Annotated in this window: 18 protein-coding genes; 11 read left to right on the top strand and 7 right to left on the bottom strand. The window is 64.1% G+C overall.

All coding sequences use genetic code 11. The features are described 5' to 3' along the window. Window positions 1–46 precede the first annotated feature (46 nt). The 5 genes from G404_RS0113145 (at window position 47) to accC (ending at window position 3,785) form a co-directional block, all read left to right on the top strand. Window positions 47–886: a helix-turn-helix domain-containing protein gene (locus tag G404_RS0113145; RefSeq protein ID WP_028641497.1), complete on the top strand. Its 840-nt coding sequence runs from the start codon at window positions 47–49 to the stop codon at window positions 884–886. Window positions 887–924: 38 nt separating this feature from the next. After that, a complete protein-coding gene (locus G404_RS0113150; RefSeq protein ID WP_028641498.1) occupies window positions 925–1,245 on the top strand; it encodes a hypothetical protein in 321 nt (106 codons plus the stop codon). 124 nt (window positions 1,246–1,369) lie between these two features. Continuing rightward, entirely contained in the window at window positions 1,370–1,804 is a 435-nt protein-coding gene (gene aroQ, locus G404_RS0113155) for a type II 3-dehydroquinate dehydratase (RefSeq protein ID WP_028641499.1), read from the top strand. A gap of 113 nt (window positions 1,805–1,917) precedes the next feature. After that, window positions 1,918–2,409, top strand: a complete 492-nt coding sequence (gene accB / locus G404_RS0113160; protein ID WP_028641500.1) for an acetyl-CoA carboxylase biotin carboxyl carrier protein — start codon at window positions 1,918–1,920, stop codon at window positions 2,407–2,409. A 23-nt stretch (window positions 2,410–2,432) separates the two neighbouring features. Beyond that, complete coding sequence (gene accC / locus G404_RS0113165) at window positions 2,433–3,785, top strand: acetyl-CoA carboxylase biotin carboxylase subunit (RefSeq protein WP_028641501.1); 1,353 nt, start codon at window positions 2,433–2,435, stop codon at window positions 3,783–3,785. 39 nt (window positions 3,786–3,824) lie between these two features. On the opposite strand, the gene gshB is transcribed toward accC, so the two are convergent. Genes gshB through rsmI form a run of 3 tightly spaced genes read right to left on the bottom strand, consistent with a single transcriptional unit; the run spans window position 3,825 to window position 6,045 of the window. Next, complete coding sequence (gene gshB / locus G404_RS0113170) at window positions 3,825–4,778, bottom strand: glutathione synthase (protein WP_028641502.1); 954 nt, start codon at window positions 4,776–4,778, stop codon at window positions 3,825–3,827. Between the two features lie 29 nt (window positions 4,779–4,807). Then, complete coding sequence (locus tag G404_RS0113175) at window positions 4,808–5,173, bottom strand: YraN family protein (protein WP_028641503.1); 366 nt, start codon at window positions 5,171–5,173, stop codon at window positions 4,808–4,810. Further along, window positions 5,170–6,045, bottom strand: a complete 876-nt coding sequence (rsmI, locus tag G404_RS0113180; RefSeq protein ID WP_028641504.1) for a 16S rRNA (cytidine(1402)-2'-O)-methyltransferase — start codon at window positions 6,043–6,045, stop codon at window positions 5,170–5,172. The genes G404_RS0113175 and rsmI overlap by 4 nt, the downstream gene beginning before the upstream one ends. Before the next feature lie 40 nt (window positions 6,046–6,085). Here rsmI and G404_RS0113185 point away from each other — a divergent pair, with 40 nt between their 5' ends. Both G404_RS0113185 and parE read left to right on the top strand, forming a co-directional pair. Next, window positions 6,086–7,258 (top strand): penicillin-binding protein activator, encoded by a 1,173-nt coding sequence (locus tag G404_RS0113185; protein ID WP_245584524.1) that lies wholly within the window; start codon window positions 6,086–6,088, stop codon window positions 7,256–7,258. A 62-nt stretch (window positions 7,259–7,320) separates the two neighbouring features. Further along, a complete protein-coding gene (gene parE / locus G404_RS0113190) occupies window positions 7,321–9,333 on the top strand; it encodes a DNA topoisomerase IV subunit B (RefSeq protein WP_028641506.1) in 2,013 nt (670 codons plus the stop codon). A 23-nt stretch (window positions 9,334–9,356) separates the two neighbouring features. Here parE and G404_RS19060 read toward each other — a convergent pair whose 3' ends face one another. After that, window positions 9,357–10,163, bottom strand: coding sequence for a hypothetical protein (locus G404_RS19060; protein ID WP_051280673.1), 807 nt, complete (start codon window positions 10,161–10,163; stop codon window positions 9,357–9,359). Between the two features lie 167 nt (window positions 10,164–10,330). Between G404_RS19060 and G404_RS0113200 the strand changes: the two genes are divergently transcribed. From G404_RS0113200 to G404_RS0113215, 4 genes are all read left to right on the top strand, one after another. Continuing rightward, on the top strand, window positions 10,331–11,173 hold the full coding sequence (locus G404_RS0113200; RefSeq protein ID WP_028641507.1) for an AAA family ATPase: 843 nt from the start codon (window positions 10,331–10,333) through the stop codon (window positions 11,171–11,173). A gap of 18 nt (window positions 11,174–11,191) precedes the next feature. Next, window positions 11,192–11,620 (top strand): GFA family protein, encoded by a 429-nt coding sequence (locus G404_RS0113205; protein WP_028641508.1) that lies wholly within the window; start codon window positions 11,192–11,194, stop codon window positions 11,618–11,620. A gap of 4 nt (window positions 11,621–11,624) precedes the next feature. Then, window positions 11,625–12,806 (top strand): vWA domain-containing protein, encoded by a 1,182-nt coding sequence (locus G404_RS0113210; protein WP_028641509.1) that lies wholly within the window; start codon window positions 11,625–11,627, stop codon window positions 12,804–12,806. Window positions 12,807–12,915: 109 nt separating this feature from the next. Then, a complete protein-coding gene (locus G404_RS0113215) occupies window positions 12,916–14,223 on the top strand; it encodes an MFS transporter (protein WP_028641510.1) in 1,308 nt (435 codons plus the stop codon). Here G404_RS0113215 and G404_RS19065 read toward each other — a convergent pair whose 3' ends face one another. Genes G404_RS19065 through G404_RS0113230 form a run of 3 tightly spaced genes read right to left on the bottom strand, consistent with a single transcriptional unit; the run spans window position 14,224 to window position 16,474 of the window. Continuing rightward, a complete protein-coding gene (locus G404_RS19065; protein ID WP_036521405.1) occupies window positions 14,224–14,637 on the bottom strand; it encodes a DUF1801 domain-containing protein in 414 nt (137 codons plus the stop codon). 14 nt (window positions 14,638–14,651) lie between these two features. Continuing rightward, on the bottom strand, window positions 14,652–15,860 hold the full coding sequence (locus G404_RS0113225; protein WP_036521407.1) for an exo-beta-N-acetylmuramidase NamZ family protein: 1,209 nt from the start codon (window positions 15,858–15,860) through the stop codon (window positions 14,652–14,654). Next, on the bottom strand, window positions 15,857–16,474 hold the full coding sequence (locus G404_RS0113230; protein WP_028641512.1) for a DOMON-like domain-containing protein: 618 nt from the start codon (window positions 16,472–16,474) through the stop codon (window positions 15,857–15,859). The genes G404_RS0113225 and G404_RS0113230 overlap by 4 nt, the downstream gene beginning before the upstream one ends. Window position 16,475 lies beyond the last annotated feature (1 nt).

The following is a 16,475-nucleotide window of genomic DNA, read 5'->3' on the forward strand; positions in this document are numbered from 1 at the left end:
TGAAGGGATGACGCGGTCAAAGCTCTGGTACTTTTCGGACACAATGATGCCGCCTGTGACCATTCCCACGTTTGCGCTTTATGGCGAAGATCACTGGCAAAGCCCGACAGGCTTTGCCCATATCGAAACAATCGCACAACGCAGCGCCCTGCACGATTGGGCCATAGCTCCGCATCGTCACGATCGGGCGGTGCAGCTGTTGCTGGTGCATCAGGGCCCGGCGCAGGTCACGCTTGACGGTGCGCTGTTTGCGCTCGACGGCCCGGCGTTCATCGTGGTGCCAACGGGTGTGGTGCACGGATTTCGGTTCGACCACCGCACCGGTGGACATGTGCTGACGCTGGCGCAGGAATTCGTCAGCCGCGCCAACGGCCACGCCGACGGATTGGGCGCGCTGCTGACGCGCGGCGGACACGGCACGCTGTCGCCGGGTGCGGCCGGGCGCGTCCGCCGCCTGGCCGATGAACTGATCGGGCTGGATGAAACCGCAACGACAGGCAACGCCTTGTTCGATGCGCTGGCCGAGGCGTTGATCCGGGCCTTGTTGCAGGGTGACCACGCGGCCAGCCCGGGCGACCAGCGGCTGGCGGTGTTTCGCCATATGGTCGAAACGCATCTGGCCGAACACCGCCCGCTGGCGTTCTATGCACAGTCAATCGGCACAACGGTGCGTACGCTGACCCGCCTGACCCGCCGCCATCTGGGGCACAGCCCGCAAGGGTTGATCAACCGGCGGCTGGCGCTCGAAGCAGTACGGCTGCTGCGCTATACAGGGGCCAGCGCCAGCGCGGTTGCCAACGAACTGGGGTTTGCCGATCCGTCGTATTTTTCGCGGTTTTACCTGCGCATGACCGGGCGACGGCCGCAGGATGACAAAGCGTCTTGAACATCGGGTAACCTTTTGACGCTATGCCCGGGCGCATCATGACCAAGATTCGCGCCCTGATCCTGATCTGTGCCCCGTGCGCCATGCTGGCCGGATGTTCGCCCGGTATTTCGGCGGCCGATGCGGACATCCAGCAAAAGGTGATCGCCGCCGAAGCGCGCGCCGAAGCCGCGGAAAAGCGGGCCAAAAATGCCGAAATCAAGGCATCGCTTCATGCGCAGGAACCCGTCGCCGGGATGGACCCCGCGCCTGCGGCAGACAAGGACAAGGACCCGGGCGAAAACGATTTCGGCAAACCGGTGAACGACACGATGCCCATCGAACCGGTCCCGGTGATGCCGGCGCAGGCACCCCAATGATCTGAGCGTTGCCCGCCGCGCCTTGTGCATTGCCGGCAGACCGGACAATCCAGACCCCAACCTTGCGCTTTGGCCATGCACGGGTAGAGGATGGCATTTCAACGCCAATCGGATTTGCCGCGCCATGACCCAGGTCGTCTATGTTCTCAACGGTCCCAACCTCAACCTGCTCGGCCTGCGCGAGCCTGAGATCTATGGCCACGACACGCTGGACGATATCGCCGGCATGCTCGAGGACCGGGCGCAGGACCTGGGGCTGGAAATCGACATGCGCCAGTCGAACCACGAAGGCCATCTGGTCGACTGGCTGCACGAGGCGCAGGCCCAGGGCGCGCGCGCGGTGCTGATCAACGCGGGCGCGTTTACCCACACCAGCATTGCGCTTTACGATGCGATCAAGGCGATTCACCTTCCGGTGATCGAAGTGCACCTGTCAAACCCGCATAAGCGCGAGGAATTCCGCCATCGGTCCTATGTCGGCATGGCCGCATTGGGCACTGTCGCGGGCTTTGGCGCCAACAGTTATATCGTTGCGCTGGACGCCGTCGCCAGGCTTTGATCTGGGGATTGGCGTAACACTCTTGCGACAAGCCTCTTGCCACGGCGTCTGTCTGGGGGCATGGCGCGGCGCAACGCAATTTGACCATTCATCCACCGCGAGGACAACGACACATGGCGCAAGACCGCGGCGCGAACCCGGACACCAACCCGGATACCATGGCCATCGACAGCGCGCTGGTGCGCGAACTGGCCCAACTGCTGGCTGATACCGGCCTGACCGAAATCGAAGTCGAAGACGGCACGCGCAAGATCCGCGTGGCCCGCACGCTGACCGCGGCACCCGCCGCGGCAGCCTATGCCGCGCCTGCCCCGGCTGCGGCCCCCGCGCCCGCAGCGGCGGCGCCTGCCACGCCACCAGCCGAAACGCATGCCAACGCGGTGAAATCGCCGATGGTCGGCACCGCCTATCTGACCCCCGAACCGGGCGCTGCGAATTTCGTGACGGTCGGCCAGACGGTCAAGGCGGGCCAGACCCTGCTGATCATCGAAGCGATGAAAGTGATGAACACGATCACCGCGCCGGCTTCGGGCACGGTGACCGCTATCCTTGTCGAAAACGCCCAGCCGGTCGAATACGACCAGCCGCTGGTCGTGATCGCCTGAACCGCGAACGACAGGACCAGCCCATGGCTATCAAGCGTCTGCTTATCGCCAATCGCGGCGAGATTGCCCTGCGCATCCATCGCGCCGCGCGCGAAATGGGGATCGAAACCGTGGCGGTGCATTCCACCGCCGATGCCGATGCCATGCATGTGCGGCTGGCCGATCATGCGGTGTGCATCGGGCCGCCTGCAGCCAAAGACAGCTATCTCAATATCGCGGCGATCATTTCGGCGGCGGAAATCACGCATGCCGATGCGATCCACCCCGGCTATGGCTTTCTGTCCGAAAACGCCAAATTCGCCGAAATCGTCGAAGCCCACGGGATCACCTGGGTCGGGCCCAAGCCCGAACACATTCGCACGATGGGCGACAAAGTCGAAGCCAAGCGCACCGCGGGCCGGCTGGGCCTGCCGCTGGTGCCGGGGTCCGACGGCGCGATCGACGATCCGGTCGAAGCGGCAAAGATTGCCGAAGCGATCGGCTATCCGGTGATCATCAAGGCGGCTTCGGGCGGCGGCGGGCGCGGCATGAAAGTGTGCAACGGCCCCGACGAACTGGAAAGCCTGATGCAACAGGCCGGCAGCGAGGCCAAGGCCGCGTTCGGCGATGCCACGGTTTACCTCGAAAAATACCTCGGCAATCCGCGCCACATCGAATTCCAGGTGTTCGGCGACGGCAACGGCAATGCAATCCATCTGGGCGAACGCGACTGTTCGCTGCAACGCCGCCATCAGAAAGTTCTGGAAGAAGCACCCAGCCCGGTGATTTCGGCGCAAGAACGCGACCGCATGGGCGGGATCGTGGCCAAAGCCATGGCCGACATGGGATATCGCGGCGCGGGCACGATCGAATTCCTGTGGGAAGGCGGCGAATTCTACTTCATCGAGATGAACACGCGGCTGCAGGTCGAACATCCGGTGACCGAAGCCATCACCGGCATCGATCTGGTGCGCGAACAGATCCGCATTGCCGATGGCCGTCCGCTGTCGGTTACGCAGGACGAAATCGTGTTTTCGGGCCACGCCATCGAATGCCGCATCAATGCCGAAGACCCGTTTACCTTTGCCCCCTCACCCGGGCTGGTCACGGCCTATCACGCGGCCGGCGGAATGCATGTGCGCGTCGATTCGGGGCTTTACGCCGGGTATCGCATCCCGCCGTACTATGATTCGATGATCGCCAAGCTGATCGTCTATGGCCGCACGCGCGAAGGCTGCATCATGCGGCTGAAGCGCGCGTTGCAGGAAATGGTGATCGAAGGCGTCAAGACCTCGATCCCGCTGCACCAGCGCCTGCTTGACGACGCGGTGTTCCTGAACGGCGATTATTCGATCAAGTATCTGGAACAGTGGCTGGCCGACAGCGCGGCCGAGTAATCGCCCCTCCCCCTTGAAGGGGGAAGGGTCTTGCCGGCATCACACCCCCAGCCGGCGTTCGATCGCATCCCAGATCGCGCCGCCGGTGTCGACGCCATCGAAATTTTCGATCGCGACGATCCCGGTGGGCGATGTCACGTTGATTTCGGTCAGCCATTTGCCACCGATCACATCGATGCCGACAAACACCAGCCCGCGCGCCTTCAGTTCTGGCCCCATCGCCGCACAAATTTCGGCTTCGCGTTCGGTCAGGCCCGATTGTTCGGCATAGCCGCCGACAGCCAGGTTCGACCGGAATTCGCCTTCGCCCGGCTTGCGGTTGATCGCGCCCAGCACGTCGCCGTCGACCAGCACGATGCGTTTGTCGCCTTCGGCCACTTCGGGCAGGAACGTCTGCACCATGAACGGTTCGGGCCAGACCTGGCCGAACAGTTCGGCCAACGCCGACAGATTGCCGCCATCGGCATCGATCTTGAACACCGCCTTGCCGCCGTTGCCATGCAGCGGCTTGACCACCACCGCACCGCCATGGTGGCGCTGGAATGCGCGCACGTCGGCGGCGCTGCGCGTGATCAGTGTGGGCGGCATGAACCGCGCATAATCGAGCACATAGACCTTTTCGGGCGCATTGCGCACCGAACGCGGGTCATTGACGACCAGTGTTTCGCCCTCCAGCCGTTCAAGCAGATGCGTGGCGGTGATATAGCCCAGGTCAAACGGCGGATCCTGCCGCATCAGCACGACATCGACATCGCGGCCCAGATCGATCTTGCGCACTTCGCCCAGCGTGTAGTGATCGCCAACGACATGTTGCACCGTGACAGGCGCTGCGTCTGCGGTGATCCGGCCGGCCTCCCACGCCAGCGAACGCACGTCGTAATACCATTGCTCGGCGCCGCGCGCCTGGGCCGATTTCATCAGGTGAAAGGTCGAATCCCCGGCGATATTGAGTGTGGCAAGTGGATCCATCTGGACCGCGACGCGAACCGGCATGCGTGAATGTTCCCGAATAAGGGCAGCGCCTAGGGCTGCCAAACGTGGACGATGTGGCGTGGCCAGTGCCACGGCGCAAGCAATATCACATCGATCCGGACGCTATCGTCGCTGCGCGCCAGACGCGGTATCAGCGCCTGCGCCACGCGCGCCACGCGCTGCAGGCGGCGTTCGTCGATGGCATCGGCAAAGGCCGCCGCATCGCGCCGCCATTTCACCTCGACAAAGGCCAGCACGCGTCCGCGCCGCGCCACCAGATCGACTTCGCCCACCCCGCGCCCGTGTCCGATCCGCTGGCGCCGCGCGACAATCCGCCAGCCCTTGGCCATCAGGTACAGCGCGGCCAGCGCTTCGCCGCGCCGACCATCGCGATCGGACCGGCGCGCGCGCGTCACGGCGCGTCGGCCTGCAATTCCAGCGCGCGACGATACAGCGCGTGGCGATCCACCCCCAGCGCACGCGCCACATCCTTGGTCGCCTTCGACATCGGCAGGCGTTCGAGCGCTTCGCGCAGCGCGGCATCGATCGCCGCGTCATCGGGCGCCAGCGGCGCAACCGGCGGCCCGGCCAGCACGACGATTTCGCCCCGCGGCGGGTGTTCGCGATAATGCGCGGCCAGGTCTTCGGCACTGCCCCGGCGGCATTCCTCGAACATCTTGGTCAATTCGCGCGCCACTGCAATTTCGCGGCGGGGCAAAAGCGCCGCCATGGCATCGAGCGTGTCGGCCAGCCGCGGGCCGGTGTCATAGAACACCAGCGTGGCCGACACACCCGCCAGTTCGGACAGGACATCGCTGCGCGCCTTGTCCTTGCCCGGCAGAAATCCGCCGAACAGGAAACGGTCGGTGGGCAGGCCCGCCAGCGTCAGCGCGGTGATCAGCGCGCTGGGCCCAGGCAGGCTGGTCACGACAATGCCTTCGGCCTGCGCCGCGCGAACCAGGCGATAGCCGGGATCGGAAATCAGCGGGGTGCCCGCATCGGATACCAATGCCACCGGCGCGGTGCGCATCAGATCGATCAGCGCATCGCGCGCGGCGGCATCGGCATGATCGTCATAGCGGCGCAGCGGCTTTTTCAGCCCCAGATGCGCCATCAGCTTGCCCGTGACGCGCGTGTCCTCGCAGGCTATGGCCGAGACCGCGCCCAGCACCTCGATCGCGCGCCTGGTCATGTCGCCAAGATTGCCAATCGGGGTGGCGACAATGTAGAGGCCGGGCAGAAGTGTTGCGTTTTCGGGCGAAAGCATTTCGGGCGGTTGTGTGTCCATCGGTCCTGCATGGACCCGGGCAGGGGAAAGAGGCAAGCAGATGATCAAGCACGGCAACAACAACGGCCTGATCCGGCGTGCAGTGATGGCGGGCTTTCTCGCGCTGCTGGCCGGGTGCGCCGTGGTGCCCAAGCCAAAGCCTGCGCCCCCTGCCCCGCGCCCGGTCGAAGTCGCACCGCAGGCCAATGTCCTGCCCACCGATGCCGATCGGCATCGCATCGCCCTGCTGGTGCCGATGACCGGCGCCTATGCCAATGTCGGCCAGGCCATCGCCAATGCCACGACCAAGGCGCTGCTCGACACCAATGCCAAGAACCTGCGCATCACCACGTATGACACCGCCAATGGTGCCGGCCCCGCCGCGGCCAAGGCCATCGGCGATGGCAACAAGCTGATCCTGGGGCCGCTGAATGCCGAAGATGTGACGGCCGTGGTGGCGGTAGCCCGCCCCGCGCATGTGCCGATGATCACCTTTTCCAGCGATGCCGGGGTGGCGGCGCGCGATGTGTTCGTGTTTGGCCAGGTGCCGGGACAATCGGTGGCGCGCGTGATCGCCTATGCCCGCGCGCACGGGATTACCGCGATCGGCGCGATCATTCCGGCAGGCGCCTATGGCCAACGCGTGGCGGCCGGCCTGTCGAATGCTGCGCGTGCCGGCAACATGCGCCTGACCGATATTGAAACGTACGAACGCACCAACACGTCGGTGGTCAGCGCGATCAGGCGGGTCAAGGCCAAAGGCCAGGTCGATGCGATCCTGATCGCCGATGGCGCGCGGATCGCGACCTATGCCGCGCCGTCTGCCAATGGCGTGCGCCTGCTCGGCACCGAACTGTGGGCGGGCGAAAGCGCCATCGCGCAAAGCAAGGCGCTGCGCGGCGGATGGTTTGCCACGGTGTCCGATGATCGTTTCGGCACGTTCGAACGGTCGTACTTTTCGCGGTTTGGCAGCCATCCGCCGCGGGTTGCCACGCTGGGGTATGACGCGGTGCTGCTGACACTGAATGTGGCGCGCGGGTGGAAGGACGGCACGCTGTTCCCCACTGCCAAGCTGTATGACCGCGATGGCTTCATCGGCATCGACGGGGTGTTCCGGTTCAACGAATTCGGCATTGCCGAACGCGCGCTGGAAGTGCGCGAGGTCGGCACCGGCACATTCGTCAAAGTCAGTCCCGCGCCCGAACATTTCACCCAGAACGATTATCGGCAATAAAGGCGGGATAAGCAGCAGGCCTGCCTTGCGCGCGATTCCCCCGATCCGCTATGCCCGCGGGCATGGCTGATGATCTGTTTGAAAAGCTGCCGCCTGCTTCTTCGGCAGAAAGTTACGATGGTTCCGCGATCGAGGTGCTCGAAGGGCTGGAACCGGTGCGTCGGCGCCCCGGCATGTATATCGGTGGCACCGACGAACGTGCGCTGCATCACCTGGTCGCAGAAGTGCTCGACAACGCGATGGACGAGGCCGTCGCCGGCCATGCCAACCGGATCGAGATCACGCTGGAAGAAGAACCGGGTGCCGCCGGGCGCGTGACCATCAGCGACAACGGGCGCGGCATCCCGGTCGACGAACATCCCAAGTATCCCGGCAAATCCGCGCTCGAAGTCATCCTGACCACGCTCCATTCGGGCGGCAAGTTTTCGGGCAAGGCCTATGCGACATCGGGCGGCCTGCACGGCGTGGGCATTTCGGTGGTCAATGCGCTGTCGACGCTGACCCGCATCGAGGTTGCCCGCAACAAGGAATTGTATGCGCAGGAATTTTCCTGCGGCCTGGCCAAAGCGCCGCTGCAACGCATCGGCAACGCGCCCAACCGGCGCGGCACCACGGTGACCTTTGTCCCCGATGCCACGATTTTTGGTGACGATGCCCGGTTCAAACCGGCGCGGCTGTTCCGGCTGGCACGGTCAAAGGCCTATTTGTTTGCCGGTGTCGAAATCCGCTGGAAATGCGCCCCGGCACTGGCCAGTGCGGATGTGCCCGCCGAGGCGACGTTCCAGTTTCCCGGCGGTCTGGCCGATCACCTGGCCGAACAGGTGTCAGGGCGCGAATGCGTGACCACGGTGCCCTTTGCCGGCAGCCAGGATTTTCCGGCGGGCCCGCAGGGTGAAGAAATGGGCCGGGTCGAATGGGCGATCGCCTGGCCGCTGTGGTCCGACGGGGCCTACAGCTATTACTGCAACACCATTCCCACGCCCGATGGCGGCACGCACGAACAGGGCCTGCGCGCGGCGCTGACCCGGGGCATCCGTGCATTTGGCGAACTGATCGGCCAGAAAAAGGCCAAGGACATCGCGCCCGAAGACATGATCACCGGCAGCGAAGTCATGCTGTCGGTGTTTGTGCGCGATCCGCAGTTCCAAAGCCAGACCAAGGATCGGCTGACCAGTCCCGAGGCGGCGCGCATGGTCGAAATGGCGGTGCGCGACCATTTCGACCATTTCCTGACCGACAACATGGATCGCGGTCGCGCCCTGCTGGGTGCGGTGATGGACCGCATGGACGAGCGCCTGCGCCGCAAGGCCGAGCGCGAGATCAAGCGCAAGACCGCGACCAATTCGCGCAAGCTGCGCCTGCCGGGCAAATTGACCGATTGCACCGGTGAAGGCGATGCCGAAACCGAACTGTTCATCGTCGAAGGCGACAGCGCCGGCGGCAGCGCCAAACAGGCGCGCGATCGCAAGACCCAGGCGATCCTGCCGATCCGGGGCAAGATCCTCAACGTGGCGTCCGCCACCAATGACAAGATCCGCGCCAACCAGGAAATCGCCGACCTGTCGCTGGCGCTGGGCTGCGGCACGCGCAAGGACTGCAACGCCGATGCACTGCGCTACGACCGTGTGATCATCATGACCGATGCCGATGTCGATGGCGCGCATATTGCCACACTGCTGATGACGTTCTTTTTTCAGGAAATGCCCGATCTGGTGCGCAAAGGGCATCTCTATCTGGCGCAACCGCCGCTTTATCGTCTGACCGCGGGCACCACCAGCGCTTATGCCCGCGACGATGCGCACCGTGCCGAACTCGAAGCGACCGTGTTCAAGGGCCGCAAGGTCGAAGTGGGCCGGTTCAAGGGGCTGGGCGAAATGAACCCTTCGCAATTGCGCGAAACGACGATGGCACCGGCCAGCCGCTCGTTGTTGCGCGTGACCCTGCCCGAAGCGCACGAACAGCGCCACGCTATCAAGGATCTGGTCGACCGCCTGATGGGCCGCAACCCCGAGCACCGCTTCATGTTCATCCAGAACCGCGCCGCCGACATCGACCCCGACCTGATCGACGCGTAACGATTTTCTGCGTCAACCGGGTCTCAGGGCGATTCACCGGTTTTCGGGCCATCTTCGTCTTCGCCGGCCTTGCGCATGGTCTGGTACCACCGGATCGTCACCCACACGCCGATCATGTCTTCGCTGCCGTGCTTGGGCGGGCGCACCAGCCATTGCCACGATGCTTCGCGCAACGCCCGCGACAGCCCCAGGTTGGGTTCGGAATCGCCGAGCTGGCGGCAATCTTCGACATGGTAATGCGGCGCAGTGCGGCAGACGATATCACCCCAGCCGGTCTTGCGCTTTTCAACCGGCCAATAGGGTTCAAGTTCGGCCATGCGCGGCTTGCGATACCAGTCACCGCGGTAATAGCCGCGGCTGTCGGGCCCGTCGCCTTCGCCACGCCCGCCCCCGCCCGACGCCTGGGCATTGCCCGGCGCCACGCCCGAATGGATCTTGGAAATATCCGAATTGGCCATCGCGGTGTGATCGGTGTGGATGAACCCTTCGGGCCATTCGACTTTTTCGGGGTTCTTGACGTCAATTCTGGGCGGCAGCTTGGTGGTGGCTGCAGGCGCGGTCCGCTGCGGCGTGTCGGGATCGCGCGACGCCGGATGCGCAGGCGGCACCTTTTCCTCGGGCTTTGGGGTCAACTGCAACGCTGTCAGGATCGACTTGTCCTTGTGCCCCTGGTCGTGGAGCACCGCCATATACAGCAGCACCAGCACCATGAACACGGTCACGCCCAGCGCCATCAACGCCGCGACGAGCCGCGCCTGGCGCGGCGGGCCATAACGGCCCGGCACCTCGAACGCGGGATTCAGGTCAGGTGGCAGCAGGGAAGAGTCCATCACCCGTCAAAACGTTTCAAACCACAAGCCCCCTTGCCCCGCCCTGCCAAGGCCCCACCCTGGATGCAACCGTTTTGCTGCCCCCGCGACTTTTTGCGACAGGTCTTGCCCCGCGCGCCCGGGGGCGATACGCTTAATCACTTGGTTAAATGGGTCAGGACAGATCGATGCGTTTTGAAGGCACCAGCAATTACGTCGCCACCGATGATCTGAAAGTTGCGGTGAATGCCGCGGTGCTGCTGCGCCGCCCTTTGCTGGTCAAAGGCGAACCCGGCACCGGCAAGACCGTGCTGGCCCACGAAATTGCCAAGGCGGTGGGCGCGCCGTTGATCGAATGGAACGTGAAATCGACCACCAAAGCACAGCAGGGCCTGTATGAATACGATGCGGTTGCCCGCCTGCGCGATGGCCAGCTGGGCGACGAACGCGTCCACGACATCAAGAATTATATCAAAAAGGGCAAGCTGTGGGAGGCGTTTACCGCGCCCCAGCTGCCCGTGCTGCTGATCGACGAAATCGACAAGGCCGACATCGAGTTTCCCAACGACCTGTTGCAGGAACTCGACCGGATGAGCTTCGACGTCTATGAAACGCAGGAACGGATCACTGCCGTCGAACGCCCGATCGTGGTGATCACGTCGAACAATGAAAAGGAACTGCCCGACGCGTTTTTGCGCCGCTGTTTCTTTCACTATATCAAGTTTCCCGATCGCGACACGATGCAGGCGATCATCGATGTGCACTTCCCCGGCATCCAGCGCACCCTGATCGCCAAGGCGATGGAGGTGTTCTACGAAGTGCGCGACGTGCCGGGCCTGAAGAAAAAGCCCAGCACATCCGAACTGCTCGACTGGCTGAAGCTGCTGCTGAACGAAGACATGCCGCTTGACGTGTTGCAGAACCGCGATCCGACCAAGGCGATCCCGCCGCTGCACGGGGCGCTGCTGAAAAACGAACAGGATATCATGCTGTTCGAACGGCTGGCCTTCATGGCGCGGCGCAACGGCTGATCCTGGAGCGTGGCGGTCATGACCTATACCGGACGATGCGCCTGCGGCGCGGTGACGCTGCAGATCGATGGCAAACCCTTGATGGCGCGCCAGTGCTGGTGCCGCCAATGCCAGACACTTGCCGCAGGCGGGCCCACCAACAACGCGATGTTTCCAACCGACACCGTGCAGATCGACGGCGTGTTGGGCACATCGACGTGGACCGCAGCCAGCGGCAACACGCTGGCGTTTCATTTTTGCCCCGCCTGCGGCACGCAAATCTATGCGCAAAGTTCGGCCCGGCCGCATATCAGGACGCTGCGCATCGGCGTGATCGACCAACCGCATGATCTGGCGCCGCAGGCGGTCATCTGGACCGACGAGGCTCCGGCCTGGGCGGTGTTCGATCCCGATCTCGAACGCTTCGCGCGCCAGCCCCCGCCGCCCGCACCCGCTCCACAAGGCTGAACCGATGTTCTTCAACTTCATCGATGAACTGCGCGCCGCCGGAATCCAGGCCAGCTTCAAAGAGCACCTGGTGCTGCTCGAGGCGCTCGACAAAGAGGTGATCGATCGCACGCCCGAGGCGTTCTATTACCTGTCGCGCGCCACCTTCGTGAAGGACGAAGGCCTGCTCGACCGGTTCGACCAGGTGTTCAACAAAGTGTTCAAGGGCCTGCTGTCCGATTATGCGCAGCGCCCGGTCGACGTGCCCGAGGATTGGCTCAAGGCGGTTGCCGAAAAATTCCTGACCGAAGAGGAAATGGCCGCGATCCAGAAAATGGGATCGTGGGACGAGATCATGGAGACGCTGAAAAAGCGGCTTGAGGAACAGGAAAAGCGCCACCAGGGCGGCAACAAATGGGTCGGCACCGGCGGCACCAGCCCTTATGGCAACTCGGGCTACAACCCCGAAGGCGTGCGTATCGGCGGCGAAGCCAAACACGGCAAGGCGATCAAGGTATGGGAACAGCGCGCGTTCCAGAACCTGGACAACACGCGCGAACTGGGCACGCGCAATATCAAGGTCGCGCTGCGCCGCCTGCGCCGTTTCGCGCGCGAGGGCGCCGCCGACGAGCTTGACCTGGATGCAACGATCGAAGGCACCGCGCGGCAGGGCTGGCTCGATATCCGCATGCGTCCCGAACGGCACAATGCGGTCAAACTGCTGCTGTTTCTCGATGTCGGCGGATCGATGGACCCGTTTATCAAGCTGGTCGAGGAACTGTTCAGCGCAGCCACCGCCGAATTCAAGAACCTGGAATTTTTCTATTTCCACAACTGCCTGTACGAAGGCGTGTGGAAGGACAATCGCCGCCGCTGGGCCGAACGCACCACCACCTGGGATATCCTGCACAAATACGGTCATGATTACAAAGTGATGTTTGTCGGCGACGCCGCGATGAGCCCGTATGAAATTACCCACCCGGGCGGATCGGTCGAACATTTCAACGAAGAGGCCGGTGCGGTGTGGATGCACCGCGTGGCAACGACGTATCCCGCGACCGTCTGGCTGAACCCCGTGCCCGAAAAGCAGTGGACCTATTCGCAATCGACCAAGATGATGAAGGATCTGGTGGGCGGATCGATGCACCCGCTGACACTGCAGGGGCTTGACGCGGCCATGCGCGAACTGACGCGCAAGAAGGGCTGAGCCACGGTCTTGACCTGGCGGGCGCAAAGCGCACTAAACCGGCAATGCGCGGACCGCGGCGCGCACCCCTTTGCGCTGCAATCGAGCGGATTTGACAGTAAGGACCCGAATGCACGCCACTGCGCATGATCCCCGCCTTGCCCGTCGCGCGGTTGTCGCAGCGACCTGCGGCAATGCGCTCGAATTCTATGATTTCGTGACATACGCCTATTTCGCGATCCAGATCGGGCACACGTTCTTTCCGTCGAGCAGCGCCTATCTCAGCCTGCTGGGATCGCTTGCCACGTTTGGCGCAGGCTTTGGCGCGCGGCCACTCGGGGCCTGGGTGATCGGCGGTTATGCCGACCGGCACGGGCGCAAGAAGGGCATGTTCCTTTCGCTGCTGCTGATGGGGGTCGGCATCGTCCTGCTGGCCTGCACCCCGGGCTATGCCACGATCGGCATTGCCGCGCCGATCCTGGCGATCGTGGCGCGGCTGGCGCAGGGCTTTGCGCTGGGCGGCGAAGTGGGTGCGGCGACGACGTATATGCTCGAATCGGTGCCGCCCGAACGCCGCGGCTGGGCCTCGAGCTGGCAGAATTCCAGCCAGATGATCGCGTTTACCGCAGGCGCGCTGGTGGCGTTCGTACTCAGCCTGTGGCTCAGCGACGATCAGCTTGGCCGATATGGCTGGCGCGTGGCGCTGTTGCTGGGCACATCGATCCTGCCGTTTGCGCTGATCGTCCGGCGCAGTCTGCCCGATCATCCGGTGCATCACGATGCGCCGATGACCGAGGCCGAAAGCCTGAGCGCCACACCAGGCGGCTTTGCCCGCATCGTGATCCTGGGCATGCTGATCATCGGCGCGGGCACCACCACCACCTATATCTTTCTGTATATGGGCACTTATGCGCAGGCCAATCTGCACCTGCCGGTGTGGGTCGGGATGGCGGGCGATCTGTCGAACAATGCTGCAGGCATGATCACCGCGATCATCGGCGGATGGCTGAGCGACAAAGTCGGCAGGCGGCCCGCGATGATCTGGCCGCAACTGGCGTTCGTGCTGATGATCATGCCGATGTTTGCCTGGTTTTTCGCAACCCCCACCGTGGCCGCGTTCCTGACGCTGAACATCGTACTGTCGGGCCTGGGCACGATGCCCTTTTCGGCGGCGTTTACCGCCGTCAGCGAAAGCCTGCCGCGCCACATGCGCGCGCGCGCCTTTGCGCTGGTCTATACCATCCCGGTCACGACCATGGGCGGCACGACCCAGTTCAATCTGGCCTGGCTGCTGCACAGGACGGGCAATGCGGCGGTGCTGGAATGGTACATGATGGGCATTGCCTGCATGGGCCTGGCGGCCATGCTGTTCCTGCCTGAAAGCGCGCCGATGAGCATCCGGCGCAAGATTGCGACCACCCCGCTGACCGCCGGCTGATCAGGCGCTGTCTTGGGTGTCGGCCGCCAGCCGCTGCCCGATGTCGCGATAGGCCGCGTCGATCAGCGCGCGCAGCGCTGCTTCGTCGACCGGGCGCGCGGGGCGCAGCTTGACGTGGCGCATGCGTTTGCCGGTGCCTTCAAGCAGGCCGGCCGGATCGGGCAGATCGACCCCGTGGAAAAAGCCGACATTGGCATGCGCGGCAAAGGCTTTGACATGCGCAAACGCAACATCGCCGATGCAGGCGGTGGCGTGGCCGTCGTGCATGATCTGGCGCACATCCGGCCCGCAGGCGCACATATGGTCGAACCAGCGCCGCGTCAGTGCGCGCAATCCATCGAGATCGGCGGCGAACCATGCCTGAACCTCGGGCGAAGGCCTGGCCGAACCGTAAAGACGAAACAGCAGCGCCATGCGCGGATGATCCCCTAGTAGAGGCGAAGTTCGCTGGTCCGGGCGATCCACGCGGCTTCGTCGGGCGCAGCCATTGCCTCAAGATCGCCGGGCAAAGCGCGCGCATCGTCGACCCATTCGCGCAGACCCGGGCCGCCGTTGATCACATCGATCGCCAGCCGGTCGAGCACGTATTCATAGGGAAAATCGCGCCACAGCGCATAATCGGGGTACAGCCGACGGATCGCCTTGAACGCCAGCGCCTGCAAGCGCCACGGGCGAAACGCGGCGTGGTCGTAAAACGGCGCCTCGGCATGGATCATCAGCGCCGAACAGGCCTGATGGACATGTTTGTGAAACGTAGGTTCGAACCAGCATTCGCGCAACGCGCATCCGGCCAGCCATTGCGGGGCCAGTGCCTGCATTTCAGCCAGCACCGCACGCGCGTTCACATCGGGCGCGCCAAACAGCACCTCGAGCGGGCGCGTTGTGCCGCGCCCTTCGGACAGCGTTGCCCCCTCGATCATCACGGTGCCGGCATAGGCGCGTGCCATGTTGAGGCTGGCCGCATTGGGCGAAGGGTTGATCCACACACGGCTGTCGGGCCAGCCAAAACCAGGCCCGGCGTCGGGCGCCCAGCCCTCCATCGCGATCACGCGATATTCCACATCCAGTTTGTAGTGATCGATGAACCAGCGGCCCATTTCGCCCAGCGTCAGCCCGTGGCGCATCGGCATCGGCCCCGCGCCGACAAAGCTTTCGTGGCCTGGCAGCAACGTTGTCCCTTCCACCGGTCGCCCGGCGGGATTGGGCCGGTCGAGCACCCACACTGCCTTGCCGCTGCCCGAAACCGCCTCGAGCAGATAGAGCAGTGTGGTGACAAAGGTATAGATCCGGCAGCCCAGGTCCTGCAGATCGAACAGGAACACATCGGCGGTGTCGATCATGGCCGCGGTGGGCCGGCGCACTTCGCCGTAAAGGCTGAACACCGGAATATGATGATCGGGGTCGATGAAATCGGGCGATTCCACCATATTGTCCTGCTTGTCGCCCTTCAACCCGTGCTGCGGGCCAAATGCCGCGCTCAGCGTGATCTCGGGCATGGCCGCCAGCGCGTCGAGCGAATGGGTCAGGTCATGCGTGACCGAGGCGGGATGCGCCACCAGGGCAACACGTTTGCCCACCAGCGGCTGGCGCAGCGCGGGGTCGGCCAACAGGCGATCGATACCAAACAGGACTGTCATGGGTGATCCGGTGCCGCAAGCCATGCGCCAAGGCAAGCCGGATCGTGGAAATCGGGCCGTTCACCGGCATGCGCGATGGCCCAGTACGATGTTCCACCGCCCGCCTCTTCCAGCACCGCGGTCAGGCCATAGCGCCAGGGCAGCGGCGGCAGGGTTTCGACAGCAATCGCCACATCGCAGAACAGCACGTTGCCGCCCCGGCGCGGGGTGATCACCGGCGGACGCGCCATCGCGCGGGGGCTCATGCCGGTGCGATAGCCAGTGAAATCATAAGCCGCCCAGCGTTCCGAGGGGGAAAAGTTGAATTCGCAATACCCCTGGTCGCTCGGGCAACGGGTGGCAGAGTGCCGTTCGACCGCCGGCACGGCATGCACTCCGCCAGACGACCCCACCCCAGGCTCGTCCGCTTTGAGGAAAAGTTCAAAACAGGTGGTCTGCCACAGGCCATCGCGCCGCGCTTGCCCGGCAAAGGCCGGCACCACCAGGTCGGCCGCGCCATCCACCTTCCAGCGCAGCACACACCAGTTGGCATCGTGCGACACGATCCGCGCCTGCACGCTGCGCACACGCGAAGGCGGGTGCAACGGGTGGGAAAGCAGCTCGAACGTTTTCAAG

Origin of the sequence: Novosphingobium acidiphilum DSM 19966 (genome assembly GCF_000429005.1) — a bacterium.
In the GTDB taxonomy this organism is placed as follows: domain Bacteria; phylum Pseudomonadota; class Alphaproteobacteria; order Sphingomonadales; family Sphingomonadaceae; genus Novosphingobium; species Novosphingobium acidiphilum.

Excerpts from the sequence above, each read along its gene's own strand:
- G404_RS0113145 (WP_028641497.1), top strand. The coding sequence starts at position 47 with ATGCCGCCTGTGACCATTCCCACGTTTGCGCTTTATGGCGAAGATCAC.
- G404_RS0113150 (WP_028641498.1), top strand. The coding sequence starts at position 925 with ATGACCAAGATTCGCGCCCTGATCCTGATCTGTGCCCCGTGCGCCATG.
- aroQ (WP_028641499.1), top strand. The coding sequence starts at position 1,370 with ATGACCCAGGTCGTCTATGTTCTCAACGGTCCCAACCTCAACCTGCTC.
- accB (WP_028641500.1), top strand. The coding sequence starts at position 1,918 with ATGGCGCAAGACCGCGGCGCGAACCCGGACACCAACCCGGATACCATG.
- accC (WP_028641501.1), top strand. The coding sequence starts at position 2,433 with ATGGCTATCAAGCGTCTGCTTATCGCCAATCGCGGCGAGATTGCCCTG.
- gshB (WP_028641502.1), bottom strand. The coding sequence starts at position 4,778 with ATGCCGGTTCGCGTCGCGGTCCAGATGGATCCACTTGCCACACTCAAT.
- rsmI (WP_028641504.1), bottom strand. The coding sequence starts at position 6,045 with ATGGACACACAACCGCCCGAAATGCTTTCGCCCGAAAACGCAACACTT.
- G404_RS0113185 (WP_245584524.1), top strand. The coding sequence starts at position 6,086 with ATGATCAAGCACGGCAACAACAACGGCCTGATCCGGCGTGCAGTGATG.
- parE (WP_028641506.1), top strand. The coding sequence starts at position 7,321 with ATGGCTGATGATCTGTTTGAAAAGCTGCCGCCTGCTTCTTCGGCAGAA.
- G404_RS19060 (WP_051280673.1), bottom strand. The coding sequence starts at position 10,163 with ATGGACTCTTCCCTGCTGCCACCTGACCTGAATCCCGCGTTCGAGGTG.
- G404_RS0113200 (WP_028641507.1), top strand. The coding sequence starts at position 10,331 with ATGCGTTTTGAAGGCACCAGCAATTACGTCGCCACCGATGATCTGAAA.
- G404_RS0113205 (WP_028641508.1), top strand. The coding sequence starts at position 11,192 with ATGACCTATACCGGACGATGCGCCTGCGGCGCGGTGACGCTGCAGATC.
- G404_RS0113210 (WP_028641509.1), top strand. The coding sequence starts at position 11,625 with ATGTTCTTCAACTTCATCGATGAACTGCGCGCCGCCGGAATCCAGGCC.
- G404_RS0113215 (WP_028641510.1), top strand. The coding sequence starts at position 12,916 with ATGCACGCCACTGCGCATGATCCCCGCCTTGCCCGTCGCGCGGTTGTC.
- G404_RS19065 (WP_036521405.1), bottom strand. The coding sequence starts at position 14,637 with ATGGCGCTGCTGTTTCGTCTTTACGGTTCGGCCAGGCCTTCGCCCGAG.
- G404_RS0113225 (WP_036521407.1), bottom strand. The coding sequence starts at position 15,860 with ATGACAGTCCTGTTTGGTATCGATCGCCTGTTGGCCGACCCCGCGCTG.